The organism is Candidatus Thiothrix putei, from assembly GCA_029972225.1.
In the GTDB taxonomy this organism is placed as follows: Bacteria; Pseudomonadota; Gammaproteobacteria; order Thiotrichales; family Thiotrichaceae; genus Thiothrix; species Thiothrix putei.
Genome location: CP124756.1, coordinates 510,532 through 527,560 on the forward strand (window position 1 = coordinate 510,532; position 17,029 = coordinate 527,560).

Here is a 17,029-nt window from a genome sequence, read left to right on the forward strand (position 1 = left end):
CCAATGCGCCTGTTGCCCCCCTCGTTCGGCATGGCGGTCATCGGGCGGATGCTGGAGGCGCAAGGTTTCCGCGTCGGCATCATCGCGCAACCGGACTGGCATTCCAAAGACCCGTTCATGGCACTGGGCGCACCTAACCTGTTTTTCGGCGTGGCGGCGGGCAATATGGACTCGATGATCAATCGCTACACCGCTGACCGCAAAACGCGCTCCGACGACGTTTACACCCCCGGCGGCATGGCAGGCAAACGCCCCGACCGCGCCACGCTGGTATACACGCACCGCTGCCGCGAAGCCTACCCCGACGTGCCGATCATTATCGGCGGGATCGAAGCCTCGTTGCGGCGCATTGCGCATTACGATTACTGGCAAGAAACCGTGCGCAAGTCGATCTTGCTGGATGCCGCCGCCGACCTATTGCTGTACGGCAATGCCGAACGCGCCGTGGTCGAAGTCGCACACCGCATCGCCTCCGGCGAACCCGTTTCCAGTATCACCGACGTGCGCGGCACCGCCTTCATCCGCCGCGACACCCCGCAAGGCTGGATGGAAATCGACTCCAGCCGCATCGACCAACCGGGCAAAATCGACCGCATTATCAACCCCTACCTCAACACCACCGAGATGAGCGAATGCGAAGTCGAAAAGCGCAACGTGCAATGGTTTGAATACGAAGACCCGCGCAGCAAACGCCCCGACGAACACAAGCTGATCTTCCACCCCCGCGCCCGTTTAGACCGCGACACCACCGTGATCCGCCTGCCATCTTACGAAAAAGTCAGCAAAGACAAAGCCTTGTATGCCCACGCCAACCGCGTGTTGCATCTGGAAACCAACCCCGGCAACGCCCGCGCCTTGGTGCAAAAACACGGCAGTATTGACGTGTGGCTGAACCCGCCACCGATTCCGCTAACCACGCCGGAAATGGATTTCGTGTTCGGGCTGCCCTACGCTCGCTTGCCGCACCCCTCCTATAACGGCGTAAAAATCCCCGCCTATGACATGATTCGTTTCTCGGTGAATATCATGCGCGGCTGCTTTGGTGGCTGCACCTTCTGTTCGATTACCGAACACGAAGGGCGCATTATCCAAAGCCGTTCCAAGGAATCCATCATTCGTGAAGTCGAGGAAATCCGCGACAAAGTGCCGGGATTTACCGGGGTGATTTCCGACCTTGGCGGCCCCACCGCGAATATGTACCGCCTCGCCTGCAAAGACCCGAAGATCGAAGCCGCGTGCCGCAAACCCGCGTGCGTCTACCCCGACGTGTGCCACAACCTCAACACCGACCACGCCGCCTTGAAGGAATTGTACCGCGAAGCGCGTACCTTACCCGGTATCAAGAAAATCCTGATCGGTTCAGGGGTGCGCTATGACCTTGCCATCAAAGACCCCGAATACGTCAAAGAATTGGTGACGCACCACGTCGGCGGCTATTTAAAAATTGCACCCGAACACACCGAGTCCGGCCCCCTGTCCAAAATGATGAAACCGGGCATCGGCGCGTATGACGAATTCAAACGCCTGTTCGAGAAATACACCAAGGAAGCGGGCAAGGAACAATACCTGATCCCGTATTTCATCGCCGCTCACCCCGGCACGTCTGACGAAGACATGCTCAACCTCGCGCTGTGGCTGAAGAAAAACGGCTTCCGCGCCGACCAAGTGCAAGCGTTTTACCCCTCACCGATGGCATCCGCCACCACCATGTACCACACCGACAAAAACCCTCTGCACAAAGTCACCTACAAAAGCGAAAAGGTCGCCACCGCCAAATCACCGGAACAGCGCAAGTTGCACAAAGCGTTTTTGCGCTGGCACGACCCGAAAAACTGGCCGCTGCTGCGCAAAGCGATGGCGGAGATGGGGCGGCAGGAACTGATCGGCGATGGCGAGAACCAGTTGATCCCGCATTACAAGGCGGGCGAGGAACAGTTGGTGTATGAGGCGCATCGGCGCAAGAATAAGGGGGGGGAGCATCAGAAGCGGGTGGGGAAGCCTGTCGCGGCTGCAACGGCTGGGAAGCCGAATTATGGTAAACCTGTGCAAAGTGCAGCGGCTGGTAAACCCAATACTGGTAAACCCGCGCAAGCGGTAACGAGCAAACCGAATGCGGGTAAGCCGCAGGGTGGGAAGATGTTGACGCAGCATACGGGGTTGCCGCCGAAGCCACGGGCGGATTTTGGCGGTAAACCGAAATCAACGGGGAAACCGAAGCAGCGTAGCGGTCGATAGACCTCTTGCCCCTGCTTGCGTCCGGCGTATACTGTTAAGCATTAACTACTTGCAGATTGATACCATGCAAACTTTTGACCAGATTGTTGACCAGACACGCAACCTGCCGGAAAGCATTCAGCGGGAAATCCTGCATTTTGTGGAGTTTATCGTTACCAAGTACCGTTCTGCCCCAGTGCTTGAGCAACAGGCAGTGCCGAATGCGTTTGCCATCTACCAATCACTGGATTTGGGGCAAGGCGGCTATGCGAAAGCACCGTCGAATCGGGCAAAACAAGGTATCCGTGAACTCCTTCTGAAAAAGCACGCCCGATGATTTTAATGGATACCGGGCCATTGGTAGCCCTGTTTGACCCGCAAGACCCTTACCACAAGCATTGTAGCGGTTTGCTGAAAACCATCCGTGAGCCGCTGATCACAACCATTCCAGTATTGACCGAAGTATTTCATCTGTTATCACCCGATAGCCAAGGTAGCAAAGCATTGCGCCAATTCATCGAGCGCAAAGCCTTAAGCGTCTGGTTTATGGATGAATCTGCCCTCAGCACAGCATTGAACTTAATGGAAAAGTACATTGACCGCCCAATGGATCTAGCCGATGCGTCGCTGGTTGTCGCTGCACAACGGCTGGGAACAAACCGTGTCTTCACCGTTGACCGCAATGACTTTTTTGTTTATCGCGTGGCAGTGGGGCATGAGCTGCGGGCGTTTGATGTGATTATCTAACGACAGATACTGCACCGCACATCGTATTTTCCTTGCAAATACCTAAAATTTTCGCTTGCACGCATAGCGCATAGCATGATAATTATTTGATTTATTTATCAGGAATCAATCCCTATGAAGAGGATCATACTTGCAACAGCTTTTTTGTTGACTACTCCCTCTATATTTGCATTTAATTTCTATACACCCGTCAGTGTTAGCAATACATATGGGATAGACCGTAGAACAAACTGTAATGTGATAAATTTTGGTGGCTCTGGTAGCGTATATGACACAACTACTTGGTCAGGTGATTGTCCTGATGAAGGTCGTGGTAAACGTGCTAGTGGTAAGGGAATCTCGACACTCATACATAATGGGGAAATACATTATTGGTTCGAAGGTAACATGCTGAGTGGAAAACCACACGGGGAGGGAATCCTCACGTACCCCGATGGAACTCAGTTCAAAGGTACATGGGAAAATGGACTTGCTACTGGGTACGCTGAATTTGTTGCGTCTGACGGCAGTCACTACGAAGGCATGTGGTGGAATGATTCTCCAAGTGGCGGAAGAACAAAATACAGTGAAGTAATTCCAGGAAAAGGCATCTTTACTGATAGCAATGGTGGTCAGATTAAGGGGGATTTTGATAGTGCTTGGACATGCCGTGGAACGTATTTGTATGCTGATGGGAAACGTTATGAAGGGTATATTGATCAGGGCAAAAGAAAGGGTATAGGAAAGCTATTTAATGCAGATGGGACGCTTCAATATGAAGGACAATGGGAAGATGACAAACCCAAACTATCGAAACCAGCAGAGAAACCCTCATCAAATGCTTCATCTCGTGACTATGGCGAACAAGACAAGTGCATGTGGCAGTGCAAGGAAGATTATAATGCCGCAGATAAAAGCTGTTCACAATTGAGCAGTAGCAATGGTGCTTTAGGCTCTAATTTATACAGTAGCGCGAGCCAATGTCAGGATGAAGCCAGCAAAATCAAAAGGGAATGTGAGAGTCCATGTTATGGGAAGTGATCTGATTTCCAATTAAAACCAAGCAATGGATATTGGTGTGGTTGATTAAAGTCTTCCACATCAATGTAGAAGCAGCCCCCATGATACACAGAGGCTGACACGGCACCGCCTTCGTGCGCTGCGACACCCCGCAGGGTTGGATGGAAATCGACTCCTCCCGCATCGACCAACCGGGCAAAATCGACCGCATTATCAACCCCTACCTCAACACCACCGAGATGAGCGAATGCGAAGTCGAAAAGCGCAACGTGCAATGGTTTGAATACGAAGACCCGCGCAGCAAACGCCCCGACGAACACAAGCTGATCTTCCACCCCCGCGCCCGTTTAGACCGCGACACCACCGTGATCCGCCTGCCATCTTACGAAAAAGTCAGCAAAGACAAAGCCTTGTATGCCCACGCCAACCGCGTGTTGCATCTGGAAACCAACCCCGGCAACGCCCGCGCCTTGGTGCAAAAACACGGCAGTATTGACGTGTGGCTGAACCCGCCACCGATTCCGCTAACCACGCCGGAAATGGATTTCGTGTTCGGGCTGCCCTACGCTCGCTTGCCGCACCCCTCCTATAACGGCGTAAAAATCCCCGCCTATGACATGATTCGTTTCTCGGTGAATATCATGCGCGGCTGCTTTGGTGGCTGCACCTTCTGTTCGATTACCGAACACGAAGGGCGCATTATCCAAAGCCGTTCCAAGGAATCCATCATTCGTGAAGTCGAGGAAATCCGCGACAAAGTGCCGGGATTTACCGGGGTGATTTCCGACCTTGGCGGCCCCACCGCGAATATGTACCGCCTCGCCTGCAAAGACCCGAAGATCGAAGCCGCGTGCCGCAAACCCGCGTGCGTCTACCCCGACGTGTGCCACAACCTCAACACCGACCACGCCGCCTTGAAGGAATTGTACCGCGAAGCGCGTACCCTGCCCGGCATCAAGAAAATCCTGATCGGTTCAGGCGTGCGCTATGATCTTGCCATCAAAGACCCCGAATACGTCAAAGAATTGGTGACGCATCACGTCGGCGGCTATTTAAAAATCGCCCCGGAACACACCGAGGAAGCCCCGCTTTCCAAAATGATGAAACCGGGCATTGGCGCGTATGACGAATTCAAACGCCTGTTCGAGAAATACACCAAGGAGGCAGGCAAGGAACAATACCTGATCCCGTATTTCATCGCCGCGCACCCCGGCACGTCCGACGAAGACATGCTCAACCTCGCGCTGTGGCTGAAGAAAAACGGCTTCCGCGCCGACCAAGTGCAAGCGTTTTACCCCTCACCGATGGCATCCGCCACCACCATGTACCACACCGACAAAAACCCTCTGCACAAAGTCACCTACAAAAGCGAAAAGGTCGCCACCGCCAAATCACCGGAACAGCGCAAGTTGCACAAAGCGTTTTTGCGCTGGCACGACCCGAAAAACTGGCCGCTGCTGCGCAAAGCGATGGCGGAGATGGGGCGGCAGGAACTGATCGGCGATGGCGAGAACCAGTTGATCCCGCATTACAAAGCGGGCGAGGAACAGTTGGTGTATGAGGCGCATCGGCGCAAGAATAAGGGCGGGGAGCATCAGAAGCGGACTGGGAAATCAGTGGTGAATGCCAAGTCTGCTACTGCCAAACCAGCATCTACCAAACCGAATGCGGGTAAGCCGCAGGGTGGGAAGGTGTTGACGCAGCATACGGGGTTGCCGCCGAAGGCGCGGGCGGATTTTGGCGGCAAGCCGAAGCCGACAGGGAAGCCGAAACAGCGTAGCAGATAGATGGCTAATCACCCAACATGCGTAGTATTATCAAGCACTATGCATGTTGAATAAGATTAACCAAGGGCTGTTATGAACGTAGACGACTATCTCAATTCCCTGAATGAACGTAAGAAAATCAGTGATGTAAAAGCAAAGATCATTCGGTGCTTATGGGGTAACACATCTGACAGCTTCCCAAAGCCGTGGGTTTCCTCTGCTGAATTGCTGGAGCTAACGGGACAGAAATATTTTGATAGACGTACCAGAGAACTCCGCGACCAACTGGGTTGCGACATTGAAACAGCTTACCTTGATACATTTTCTGGTCATGCATGGCGCATCCATTCCGCAGAACTGGCAGATGCACAAGACCGTGAGTATTTGACGCAAAGCCAGAAAAACAAGCTATTCCAAGAGGCTACGTTCACTTGCTCTACTTGCGGTGTGCAACTTCAGCCCGGTGTCAGGGGTTTGCAAGCCGATCATAAAGTGCCACTTTCCCGTGGTGGCGGTAATGAACTGCCTAATTGGCAACCGATGTGCAACAACTGCAATGTCGGCAAAAGAAGAGCGTGTGAAGGATGTTCACTGGATTGCGGAACATGCTCTTGGGCTTTTCCTGAAAAACACGGGGTAAGAGCGATGTTTTCGATCAGCGAACAAACGTTGCGGCGTGTAGATAGATACGCCGCTCAAATAGGTCAAAGCCCTGACAAAATCATGGAGACAGCAGCCAACTATTATCTCGATGAGCAAGAAGGGCGTTAAGCAGCCAAACGTTCGCTGTTAGCCATATCCAGCGCGGCAATAATTTGCTTACCCACGGCTTCTGCTACAGGTGGTGGAAACGCATTGCCTACTTGCCGATAGGCAGGCGTTTTCTTGCCGAAAAACTCCCACCAATCAGGAAACCCCTGAATTCTGGCTGCCATTCTGACCGTCAGCAACGGCATGTTTTCGTAGCCAATCTTGTTCTTGTAACCGACAAATCCCTTTGCTGGCGGATGCTCACCCAGCAGATTGCCATTCACATGCAGTTCTTGCCATGCCCGTCTAGCACGAGTGGGGCCAAGATCCGGCCCACCGTGTTTTTTAGAGCCACCGACTAACGTAGGGGCAATTTTATTGGCTTTTTGCTTCCATTCTGATGCTCCTTCCCAGCCTTGCGAAGCCATTAAGTCATACAGAGCTTCACCAACCGTGGGAGGGACGATTTTATTTTCAGGCCAAGTAAAGTAGCGGGCAAACTCAGATTTCAACGCCACCAACACAACTCGTGGGCGCAATTGAGGCACGCCAAAATCAGAAGCATTGAGCAATTTCCAGAAAACCGTATAACCCATTTTTTCTAAACAGGCTTCAATGTCAGCTCTGTAATCATCAAATTTTGCATCCAGTAAGCCAGAAACATTTTCAAGCATGACGGCTTTGGGTGCAGTGTTTTTTACAATCTCCAACGCTGCCGGAAACAAATCCCGCTCATCCTGCTGACCAAGCTGCTTGCCTGCTTTCGAGAAGGGCGGGCAAGGAACACCACCCGCCACCAGATCAATGCCTTTGTAGCGGTGGGAGGTGAATTGGGCAAACTGCGCCACACACCCTTCAATAATGTCGCCCCATCCTAGATTATGGTGTTCATTGTTATGTTTGAGTGTTTTGCACGCGGGTGGGTCTATTTCGATGAGAACTTGATGCTGAAAACCAGCCAAATGAAGCCCAAGAGCTTGCCCGCCTGCTCCGGCACAAATTTCGATAGACGTATATCCATTTCTCATAACAACGACACCTTATTCCCAATCCTCCAACAACAATCCCCGCACCCGCTCAAACTCGCGGACATTATGCGTCACCAACGTAGCTTGCAACGAACGGGCATGAGCGGCAATCAAGGTATCATAATGCCCAATCGGTTGCCCCAACTGCATTAATTCACAGCGCACCAACGCCGCTTCTTGCGATTGCTCTGCGCCCCAATCCAGCACTTGAATGTATTTGAGGAAATTATTGAGGTTGTCGCGGTTACGTTGCTGGTGTTGTGAACGACAGATGCCATATTCCAGTTCATACAATACCATCTGCGAAATGGCGACTTGTTCAACCGCCACCTGAAACAGCTTTTGCCGTAATGCTGTCGGTTTGTTGTTGATGATACCGATGCTGGCGTTGGTATCCAGCATGTACAGCATCATTCAAACCCTCGGCGTTCAATATCGGCGGGAAGCGCGTCACTGTTGGTGCTGAAATCATCGCTGAACCCTGTGCAACCTTGCATAAAACCAGCCCACGAATCAGGATGCGGCATGATCACAAGGTTATTGCCGCTCCAGCGGATAAACACCTCTTTGACATCCAGCCGGAACTGTTTAGGCAAGCGGATGGCTTGGCTGTTGCCGCTGGTGAAAACTTTGGCGAGTGCGGATTGCATCATGGTGAAGCTCCTTTACGATAATTGTATATACATAAATATACACACAAGTCGTCCTGTAGTAAACTCGTCAACCGCTCAAACTCCAACATCCACTGCCAAACATAGGATAGAGTTGCAGTGTTCAACGACTTTCAGCATTCGACAACACCTGTCATCTTGTTTTAAAGTTCTCGCTATCAGCTTCTTAACCGTAGGATGACCCCATGCCATGACCACATTGCAAGTCAATTCAGCTATTGAACTGGATCAGGTGTTGCGCGGCGTTGAAATGCTCGACACGCCAGAGTTGGAACGTTTCTTTTCGCAAGTCGGTATCTTGTTAGCACGCAGCAAAGCACCCAGTATCCCGCAACGGGAAGCAATATTGCTGCAACAAATCAACACACCGTTGCCCGCGCAAACGCTGGCAGACTATCAGGATCTCAGCCAAAAATTGCGCGATGAGAATATTACGCCAGCCGAACATACTCACTTACTAACCTTGGTGGATGTTGTCGAACTGGCAGATGCCGAACGGATGCAGCATTTATTTGAGCTTGCCCAACTGCGCAACGTACCACTGGATACGCTAATGCAACAGTTAGGGATTCAGACACCAGCACCTTATGTCTAAACGCTATCTTTCCAGCCCGGAACAAAGCGCGATTATTGAGCGTGCGGGTGGACGTTGCGAGTATTGCCAAAGCCAGATGGAATATTCGGGGGCAATCGTTCGAGTTTGATCATATCGCCCCTATCAGCCGTGCGGGCGAAACATCGCTCGAAAATCTAGCCTTAGCCTGCGGTGGCTGTAATCGCCACAAATCCAATAAAGTGCAAGGCATTGATCCTGCGACAGGTGATAGGGTTGAGCTATTTAATCCGCGCCAGCAACAATGGGAAGTCCATTTTGGTTGGACGGATGATTACACTCAAATGATTGGTTTGACAGCAATCGGGCGAGCAACAGTAGCCGCGTTAAAACTCAATCGCATAGGTTTGGTGAACATGCGGCGTGTGCTCTGTATGGCGGGCAAGCATCCAGCGTAGACAACAAGGATAAAGGGGGTAAGGAACAATACCTGATCCCGTATTTCATCGCCGCGCACCCCGGCACGTCCGACGAAGACATGCTCAACCTCGCGCTGTGGCTGAAGAAAAACGGCTTCCGCGCCGACCAAGTGCAAGCGTTTTACCCCTCACCGATGGCCTCCGCCACCACCATGTACCACACCGACAAAAACCCGCTGCACAAAGTCACCTACAAGAGCGAAAAAGTCGCCACCGCCAAATCACCGGAACAGCGCAAGCTGCACAAAGCATTTTTGCGCTGGCACGACCCGAAAAATTGGCCGCTGCTGCGCAAAGCGATAGCGGAGATGGGGCGGCAGGAATTGATTGGCGATGGCGAGAACCAGTTGATCCCGCATTACAAAGCGGGCGAGGAACAGTTGGTGTATGAGGCGCATCGGCGCAAGAACAAGGGTGGGGAGCATCAGAAGCGGGTGGGGAAGCCTGTTGCGGCGGCAACGGCTGGCAAACCGAATACGGGCAAATCACAAGTGGCAACGAGCAAATCTAATACTGGCAAACCTACGCAAGTGGCAGCGAGTAAACCGAATTCGGGTAAGCCGCAGGGTGGGAAGATATTGACGCAGCATACTGGGTTGCCGCCAAAGCCCAGAGACTATCCCAAGCCCCAAAAACGAAAATAATGGCAATTTATTGATCTGTTGTTTATATTGTGGGCATCAAGTTACAGGATGCCCCAATGTTCAACTCTTTATTCAAGGTATGCGAAAGTAGCAGTCCAGAAAGAACACAACGGGAACGTTTCACCACCGAAGCCTTCTGTGGTGTTCTCATATCTGAGCACGCACTGCTAGAAAGTTTTCTACGAGAATTTGCAGGAATCGAAAATGAAACAGATTTTCGCGTAGAGACGGAAGAACCATATGAAAGATCATTCATTGATGTAAGAAAAGATATACAAACTCGAATCAGAAGTCTTGCTGGCTATAAGTCATCATCATGATATTTTGAATCGTAACGTACATCTTTGTGAATAAAAGGTTCTGCTATTTCTTCCCATACTCGCGTCCCTAGTTGCTGTATAGGCGTTGGTTTCATTAAGTTACGTTTAAACTCTCGTAATGCACGAATGACAGTGTTGTACTCAACCGCAGATAAATCGCAAAAATTATACATAGCCATAGGCTCGTCCTCCTTTATTGCGGACAGCAAGTTAGGATAATCTTTACTCAAAGCCTCGTCCAACCAATCGCCAAATGCCATGAAACTCGCCGAATTAACATAACCATCATTCGTTTCCCATTTATTTTGACTGGAATTATCATATCCAAAATAAATATCACCTGCCATATCGTTCTCCCAATCAATCAGTTTTCATTTTACGTAAATAATTCTATTTTTCAATCAAAGGGGGCGGACTCGATTGATTTTAGGCGGAACGGTGATAGATAGCCGCAAATCAACAAGCGTAGTATCATCATCTGACACCCTTGATAGGTAAACGATTGAGCCACTTGCAAAATTACATTTTCAGCGTGAACCTTCCTTCATCTGAAGGAAAAAAGAAGTGTGGGCTGCCGTTTTCGGCGATAATAGAAGCGTCAAAACAACCATTAAGCCCACGCTATGAATTCTACCGAACGCGCCCTGATTGCACAACGCTGGAGTTTGCTGCAAATTGAAATACTACCTTGCTTCAATGATGCCTTTGGCACATTGACCCCCAAGCTTGAAAAACTCATTCACGTACTGGAGCTGACGCGCATTGAAGATTTTGTGCGCTCTTTTCGTGATGGGTCTGGACGGCCAGCGACGGAGCGATCTTGGTTTGCCAATGCTTTTGTCGCCAAAAGCGTGCTCAATATTGTCAATACGCGAGCACTCATTGACCGGCTGCAAAACGATCGCTCCCTGCGACGCATCTGCGGGTTTCCCCTGACCAAGAAACTGCCTTCCGAATCCACCTTTTCACGTGCCTTCGCTGAATTTGCTGAACAGCGTTTAGCGGAACGTGTGCATGAAACGTTGGTGAAAACGTATTTGGGCGATGCGCTGATCGGCCACCTGTGTCGGGATTCAACAGCCATTGAGGCACGTGAACGGCCTGTTGCCGAGGAAAAGCCAAAGAAAAAACAAGGGCAAACACGGATTCAGCGCCAACGGGAACAGTCACTTCAGCAAGCACTCGATGAGATACCGGTTCAGTGTAACCGGGGGACGAAGAAGAATGCCCAAGGCTACAAGCACAGTTGGAACGGCTACAAACTGCATATCGATACCGCCGATTGTGGTGTCCCGATAGCAGCCATTCTGTCTTCCGCCTCGTTTCACGACAGCGGGGCGGCTATTCCACTGTCCCAAATCAGTGCCCAACGTGTCACCAGTCTCTACGACCTGATGGATGCAGCCTATTGCAGTGCTGATTTGCACGAATACAGCCGTCATCTGGGGCATGTCCCTCTGATTGATCACAATCCTCGCGGCGGACAGAAAGAAGCGTTTGAACCTGCTGATGCCGAGCGTTACAAAATTCGCAGCACCGTAGAACGAACCAATGCCCGCCTGAAGGATGAATTTGGTGGTCGGAATGTGTGGGTGCAAGGTGCGCAAAAAGTTTACAGCCACTTGATGTTTGGGATTTTGGTGTTGAGTGCTGATCAACTGATGCGTGTCTTGTTATAAAGCGACTGGGTTTGAAAAAACACGGGAAGACTGACTGAAAAACAGGAGCAGTCGCATCGGTATGGGTGAAATTTAGCAAAAGTTACGGTAAAACTGAAAAAGCTCAGGTTTCGTTGGTCAAATTGAGTAAAAAATCGGCTGAATATGCGGCGTTCGGTCAATGCTGAAAATTGAGCAACTCAGTTTGTCGGATTTTGCAAGTCGCTCGATTATGTACGCAGTAGAGTTTGAATCCTTTATTAAAGGCAATACGCTGGAAATCCCCGCACATCTGCTCCAGCGTATCAGCAAAAATCGGCAGGTGAAAGTCATCATGCTGATGCCTGAAAAAACAGAAACGGCGCAAGCACCTTCTCAAAGCGCACTCAAAGAACGCTTGTTAACCATTGCTAAACGTTGTGCCGCGTTGCCTCTGCTTGATCGACGCACACCCGATGAAATTCTGGGTTACGACGAGTACGGGATGCCAAGCGCATGATGATTGATTCGTCGGTTTTGATTGCCATCCTCGAAAATGAGCCAGAAGCAGCACGCTTGATTGGGGACTCAGTAAACTGTGTCGCTTTCAGCCCGGATGGCGGGCAACTTGCTTCCGGCTCGTCTGACAAGACCGTGAAACTGTGGGATGTTTTGAGCGGCGAGTGCCTGAAAACCTTCGATCAGTATGCGGCTGAGGTCTCGTCAGTGACGTTCAGCCCGGATGGCGGGCAGATGGCTTGTTCGGATGACAATACCGTGAAACTGTGGGACGTTTTGAGCGGCGAGTGCCTGCAAACCTTCGGCCAGTATGGTGTCACTTCAGTGACGTTCAGCCCGGATGGCGGGCAGTTGGCCTCCGGCTCTTGGGAGGACAATACGGTAAAACTGTGGGATGTTTTGAGCGGTGAGTGCCTGAAAACCTTCGACCAGCATACGGGTTGGGTAAATTCAGTGACGTTCAGCCCGGATGGCGGGCAACTGGCTTCCGGCTCGAATGACTATACCGTGAAACTGTGGGATGTGTTGAGCGGCGAGTGCCTGAAAACCTTCGACCAGCATACGGAATCTGTCTCGTCAGTGGCGTTCAGCCCGGATGGCGGGCTGCTGGCTTCCGGCTCTTGGGACAATACCGTGAAACTGTGGGATGTTTTGAGCGGCGAGTGCCTGAAAACCTTCGACCAGCATACGGAATCTGTCTCGTCAGTGGCGTTCAGCCCGGATGGCGGGCTGCTGGCTTCCGGCTCTTGGGACAATACCGTGAAACTGTGGGATGTTTTGAGCGGCGAGTGCCTGAAAACCTTCGACCAGCATACGGAACCTGTCTCGTCAGTGGCGTTCAGCCCGGATGGCGGGCTGCTGGCTTCCGGCTCTTGGGACAATACCGTGAAACTGTGGGATGTTTTGAGCGGCGAGTGCCTGAAAACCAGTTACCATTTGCCAGACGGCAATGCTGCTACGCTGGATGAGAAAACCGGGCGGATTGTGTATGGCTCGGCAGAAGCATGGCGGTGGCTGCGTTACCGCGAAGTATTGGATTCCGGTGAAACCATCCTCCACCCCGCCGAAATCTTCGGCTCCTTACCCGGTTCAGACAATAAGAAGCACGAGAGCCGACTGAGAATCAAACGGGTCAGACTCGATTGATTTTTCTTTGCATAAAATCACAATTCCCAATCCTCCAACAACAATCCCTGCACCCGCTCAAACTCGCGGACATTGTGCGTCACCAACGTCGTTTTCAACGAACGGGCATGAGCGGCAATCAACGTATCATAATGCCCAATCGGTTGCCCCAACTGCGTTAATTCACAGCGCACCAACGCCGCTTCTTGCGATTGCTCCTCACCCCAATCCAGCACTTGAATGTATTTGAGGAAACTATTGAGGTTGTCGCGGTTACGTTGCTGGTGTTGTGAACGGCAGATGCCGTATTCCAGTTCATACAACACTATCTGCGAAATGGCGACCTGTTCAACCGCTACCTGAAACAGTTTTTGCCGTAATACTGTCGGTTTGTTGTTGATGATACCGATGCAGGCGTTGGTATCCAGCATGTACAGAATCATTCAAATCCTCGGCGTTCAATATCGGCGGGAAGCGCGTCACCGTTGATGTTGAAATCATCACTGAACCCTGTGCAACCTTGCATAAAACCAACCCATGAATCAGGGTGCGGCATGATCACAAGGTTATTGCCGCTCCAGCGGATAAACACCTCTTTGACATCCAGCCGGAACTGTTTAGGTAAGCGAATAGCTTGGCTGTTGCCGCTGGTGAAAACTTTGGCGAGTGCGGATTGCATCATGGTGAAGCTCCTTTACGATAATTGTATATACATAAATATACACACAAGTCGTCCTGTAGTAAACTCGTCAACCGCTCAAACTCCAACATCCACTGCCAAACATAGGATAGAGTTGCAGTGTTCAACGACTTTCAGCATTCGACAACACCTGTCATCTTGTTTTAAAGTTCTCGCTATCAGCTTCTTAACCGTAGGATGACCCCATGCCATGACCACATTGCAAGTCAATTCAGCTATTGAACTGGATCAGGTGTTGCGCGGTGTTGAAATGCTCGACACGCCAGAGTTGGAACGTTTCTTTTCGCAAGTCGGTATCTTGTTAGCACGCCGCAAAGCACCCAGTATCCCGCAACGGGAAGCAATATTGCTGCAACAAATCAACACACCGTTGCCCGCGCAAACGCTGGCAGACTATCAGGATCTCAGCCAAAAATTGCGCGATGAGAATATTACGCCAGCCGAACATACTCACTTACTAACCTTGGTGGATGTTGTCGAACTGGCAGATGCCGAACGGATGCAGCATTTATTTGAGCTTGCCCAACTGCGCAACGTACCACTGGATACGCTAATGCAACAGTTAGGGATTCAGACACCAGCACCTTATGTCTAAACGCTATCTTTCCAGCGCGGAACAAAGCGCGATTATTGAGCGTGCGGGCGGACGTTGCGAATTTGCGCTGGCAAGCCCAAGCAGCGCAGTCGATAGAGTGCGCTGAATAACAATAGTCAAATGTGCTACAGTCATCGCTATCGAGTAGAGGTTAAGATAGGTAGCACATGGACATTACGCTGAAAAACTTGGGACTAATCCAAGAGGCAAATTTCACCGTAGGTGATTTAACAGTCATCTGCGGGCGTAATAATACAGGAAAGACTTACATTACTTACGCTACTTATGGATTTCTAGATTACTGGCATAGTGGATGGCCAGAGGTATCGCCCATCCCTGGCTTTGACATGCATCCATTAGAAACATACGCTCGCCGCTTATTACATGTTGCCTGTATGGAATATAGCAGCAATTGGATTTCAAAGATATTTGTGGGCGGAAAAAATAAATTTAAAAACAGCACTTTCTATTTGGATGATGATATTTATGAAACACCTACTGTTAAATCAAAAAATGTTAAGACACTACCCAAAGTCTTTATTGCGAGTGCAGAACGCACCGGTGCAGCACTGTTCCAACGTGAAGTAGATTTTACGAGAAGTCGTTTGATCGACATCCTCAAGGAAACGAATGTTAATCCTCAGCAGTTATTAGGACACTTTACGGCTGAATACCCCCTCCCCGTAAAACACAACATTGATTTTATTCGTGACTTGCCAAATATTGTCAACAAACAGAGTATATTTACGCAAGAACATCCTGAAGTATTGCAAGCTTTTGACGATATTGCAGGTGGAGAGTATGCAATCAATACAGCAGGAGGGATAAGCTATAGCCCTAGCAATCAACCCGAATTAAATCTTTCATTAGCAGAAAGTTCTAGTACTGTACGTTCTTTAGTCGAAATCGGTTTTTATTTACGTCACCTTGCCCAGAAAGGTGATTTGTTGATGGTAGATGAACCAGAACTAAATCTCCATCCAGAAAACCAACGTAAAATAGCCCGTTTATTTGCTATGTTAGTCAATCACGGTATTCGTGTATTTATTACAACGCACAGTGATTATATTATTAAAGAGTTTAACACCCTGCTATTACTCAATAAATCTGATGAACGTTTACAGGCATTAGCCCAGCGAGAAGGTTATCAGCCGACTGAGTTGCTAAAGCCAGAACAATTAAACGTTTACATGACGACTGTTGATGAGCGGGTGACAGACAAAATAAGTTACACACTCATCCCTGCCAAAATCACCAGTGACAGTGGTATTGAGCTAACCTCTTTCAATGACACCATTGAAGACATGAACCGTCTGCAAGATGAAATTGTTTGGGGATAAGTTATGTCTGATACATCTGTGTTACAACGTATGCTACAACCTAGCATTTTGATTTCTTTAGAGAATCACTATGAAAGCAAAAAAGTCATATTGATTGAAAACCAGTCCCCTGACTCCTTTATTGAAATTCACAAAATTCCCGCTGATGCACTGGTTATTGATTTAGACAGAGCATTCAATAATCAGGGGTTATTTCAAGGTAAATCAGGCGAATGCAAACGCGCTGATTACGTGATCATCTCTGAACAAGAGAAAAAAGTACTCTTCATTGAAATGAAACGTAGCAACGCTCCTGCTGTAGACATTGTAAATCAATTAAAAGGTGCATTATGCGCATTTGAATATTGCCAAATTATCGGACGTGAGTTTTTTCAGGAGCGTGATTTCCTTGCACAATATCAGAAGCGTTTTATCTCTGTCAGACACACTGGGGGAACAAAACAAAAAACAGAAATCGAGCAAACCGCGCCACAGGGGGAACGACATAGCAATCCCGATTATCCATTAAAAATCAGTTGGGCAAAGTGTATACAGTTCAAGAAAATTGCCTGTTGACTGTTATTTTCTCATTTTTATGGCATTCAACCGCGCTTGAACCCCCACACATACAAGGCATATGCTAACCTCACGTTTCCAAACAAGAGGGTATCGCCATGACTGCCATAGCCGCCAGACTCTTCAAAAACGGACAAGGCCAAGCCGTCCGCATCCCGCGCATTTTCCAATTTGAAGGCATTGATGAAGTGCTGATTCGGCGCGAAGGCGATGCGCTCATCATCACGCCCAAGCGCAAAAGCTGGGCGTCATTTGCCGACATTCCCAGTGCCGACGATGATTTCATGGCAGAACGCCCTGATGTGTTTGACCTTGGACGGGTGGTATACCAGTCCGTGCCATAAAATAGTTTTTTTGATCAAGGAAATATGGTTAGATGACTGGTAA

The 17,029-nt window shown here is 49.9% G+C and carries 20 protein-coding genes and 2 pseudogenes; 16 read left to right on the plus strand and 6 right to left on the minus strand.

Annotated elements, in window-relative coordinates; all coding sequences use genetic code 11:
- Window positions 1–3: 3 nt before the first annotated feature.
- The 6 genes and pseudogenes from QJT81_02645 (at window position 4) to QJT81_02670 (ending at window position 6,497) form a co-directional block, all read left to right on the plus strand.
- On the plus strand, window positions 4–2,235 hold the full coding sequence (locus QJT81_02645) for a YgiQ family radical SAM protein (GenBank protein ID WGZ94904.1): 2,232 nt from the start codon (window positions 4–6) through the stop codon (window positions 2,233–2,235).
- Window positions 2,236–2,299: 64 nt separating this feature from the next.
- Complete coding sequence (locus tag QJT81_02650; protein WGZ94905.1) at window positions 2,300–2,551, plus strand: hypothetical protein; 252 nt, start codon at window positions 2,300–2,302, stop codon at window positions 2,549–2,551.
- The gene (locus tag QJT81_02655) at window positions 2,548–2,961 is read left to right on the plus strand and encodes a PIN domain-containing protein (protein ID WGZ94906.1); all 414 of its coding nucleotides are present in this window, start codon (window positions 2,548–2,550) and stop codon (window positions 2,959–2,961) included. The genes QJT81_02650 and QJT81_02655 overlap by 4 nt, the downstream gene beginning before the upstream one ends.
- A 114-nt stretch (window positions 2,962–3,075) precedes the next feature.
- Window positions 3,076–3,981 (plus strand): hypothetical protein, encoded by a 906-nt coding sequence (locus QJT81_02660; GenBank protein ID WGZ94907.1) that lies wholly within the window; start codon window positions 3,076–3,078, stop codon window positions 3,979–3,981.
- 101 nt (window positions 3,982–4,082) lie between these two features.
- A pseudogene (locus QJT81_02665) lies at window positions 4,083–5,747 on the plus strand (YgiQ family radical SAM protein).
- Window positions 5,748–5,819: 72 nt separating this feature from the next.
- Complete coding sequence (locus tag QJT81_02670) at window positions 5,820–6,497, plus strand: HNH endonuclease (protein WGZ94908.1); 678 nt, start codon at window positions 5,820–5,822, stop codon at window positions 6,495–6,497.
- Here the strand turns inward: QJT81_02670 and QJT81_02675 are convergent.
- Genes QJT81_02675 through QJT81_02685 form a run of 3 tightly spaced genes read right to left on the minus strand, consistent with a single transcriptional unit; the run spans window position 6,494 to window position 8,157 of the window.
- A complete protein-coding gene (locus QJT81_02675; protein ID WGZ94909.1) occupies window positions 6,494–7,504 on the minus strand; it encodes a DNA cytosine methyltransferase in 1,011 nt (336 codons plus the stop codon). The two genes, QJT81_02670 and QJT81_02675, sit on opposite strands and share 4 nt — an antisense overlap.
- Before the next feature lie 12 nt (window positions 7,505–7,516).
- Entirely contained in the window at window positions 7,517–7,906 is a 390-nt protein-coding gene (locus tag QJT81_02680; GenBank protein WGZ94910.1) for a type II toxin-antitoxin system VapC family toxin, read from the minus strand.
- Window positions 7,907–7,914: 8 nt separating this feature from the next.
- Window positions 7,915–8,157: an antitoxin gene (locus tag QJT81_02685; protein WGZ94911.1), complete on the minus strand. Its 243-nt coding sequence runs from the start codon at window positions 8,155–8,157 to the stop codon at window positions 7,915–7,917.
- Between the two features lie 208 nt (window positions 8,158–8,365).
- Here QJT81_02685 and QJT81_02690 point away from each other — a divergent pair, with 208 nt between their 5' ends.
- From QJT81_02690 to QJT81_02700, 3 genes and pseudogenes are all read left to right on the plus strand, one after another.
- Window positions 8,366–8,770 carry a hypothetical protein gene (locus QJT81_02690; protein WGZ94912.1) on the plus strand — a complete coding sequence of 135 codons (405 nt, stop codon included), beginning with the start codon at window positions 8,366–8,368 and terminating at the stop codon, window positions 8,768–8,770.
- 47 nt (window positions 8,771–8,817) lie between these two features.
- Window positions 8,818–9,186, plus strand: coding sequence for an HNH endonuclease signature motif containing protein (locus QJT81_02695; GenBank protein WGZ94913.1), 369 nt, complete (start codon window positions 8,818–8,820; stop codon window positions 9,184–9,186).
- Between the two features lie 17 nt (window positions 9,187–9,203).
- Window positions 9,204–9,851 (plus strand): annotated as a pseudogene (locus QJT81_02700) (DUF3362 domain-containing protein).
- 301 nt (window positions 9,852–10,152) lie between these two features.
- On the opposite strand, the gene QJT81_02705 reads toward QJT81_02700, so the two are convergent.
- Entirely contained in the window at window positions 10,153–10,518 is a 366-nt protein-coding gene (locus QJT81_02705; GenBank protein ID WGZ94914.1) for a hypothetical protein, read from the minus strand.
- A gap of 276 nt (window positions 10,519–10,794) precedes the next feature.
- Between QJT81_02705 and QJT81_02710 the strand changes: the two genes are divergently transcribed.
- From QJT81_02710 to QJT81_02720, 3 genes are all read left to right on the plus strand, one after another.
- Entirely contained in the window at window positions 10,795–11,850 is a 1,056-nt protein-coding gene (locus QJT81_02710) for a transposase (protein ID WGZ94915.1), read from the plus strand.
- A 160-nt stretch (window positions 11,851–12,010) separates the two neighbouring features.
- Window positions 12,011–12,328, plus strand: coding sequence for a hypothetical protein (locus tag QJT81_02715; GenBank protein ID WGZ94916.1), 318 nt, complete (start codon window positions 12,011–12,013; stop codon window positions 12,326–12,328).
- Complete coding sequence (locus QJT81_02720) at window positions 12,325–13,473, plus strand: hypothetical protein (GenBank protein WGZ94917.1); 1,149 nt, start codon at window positions 12,325–12,327, stop codon at window positions 13,471–13,473. The genes QJT81_02715 and QJT81_02720 overlap by 4 nt, the downstream gene beginning before the upstream one ends.
- A gap of 17 nt (window positions 13,474–13,490) precedes the next feature.
- On the opposite strand, the gene QJT81_02725 is transcribed toward QJT81_02720, so the two are convergent.
- Window positions 13,491–13,883 (minus strand): type II toxin-antitoxin system VapC family toxin, encoded by a 393-nt coding sequence (locus tag QJT81_02725; GenBank protein WGZ94918.1) that lies wholly within the window; start codon window positions 13,881–13,883, stop codon window positions 13,491–13,493.
- 8 nt (window positions 13,884–13,891) lie between these two features.
- Window positions 13,892–14,134 carry an antitoxin gene (locus QJT81_02730; protein ID WGZ94919.1) on the minus strand — a complete coding sequence of 81 codons (243 nt, stop codon included), beginning with the start codon at window positions 14,132–14,134 and terminating at the stop codon, window positions 13,892–13,894.
- Window positions 14,135–14,342: 208 nt separating this feature from the next.
- On the opposite strand from QJT81_02730, the gene QJT81_02735 reads away from it, so the two are divergent.
- The 4 genes from QJT81_02735 to vapB all read left to right on the plus strand — a co-directional run bounded on the left by QJT81_02735 (window position 14,343) and on the right by vapB (window position 16,986).
- The gene (locus QJT81_02735; GenBank protein ID WGZ94920.1) at window positions 14,343–14,747 is read left to right on the plus strand and encodes a hypothetical protein; all 405 of its coding nucleotides are present in this window, start codon (window positions 14,343–14,345) and stop codon (window positions 14,745–14,747) included.
- A 167-nt stretch (window positions 14,748–14,914) separates the two neighbouring features.
- Window positions 14,915–16,087: an ATP-binding protein gene (locus QJT81_02740; protein WGZ94921.1), complete on the plus strand. Its 1,173-nt coding sequence runs from the start codon at window positions 14,915–14,917 to the stop codon at window positions 16,085–16,087.
- A gap of 3 nt (window positions 16,088–16,090) precedes the next feature.
- Window positions 16,091–16,642, plus strand: coding sequence for a hypothetical protein (locus tag QJT81_02745; protein ID WGZ94922.1), 552 nt, complete (start codon window positions 16,091–16,093; stop codon window positions 16,640–16,642).
- Window positions 16,643–16,740: 98 nt separating this feature from the next.
- Complete coding sequence (gene vapB, locus QJT81_02750; protein ID WGZ94923.1) at window positions 16,741–16,986, plus strand: type II toxin-antitoxin system VapB family antitoxin; 246 nt, start codon at window positions 16,741–16,743, stop codon at window positions 16,984–16,986.
- The last annotated feature ends 43 nt before the right edge of the window (window positions 16,987–17,029 follow it).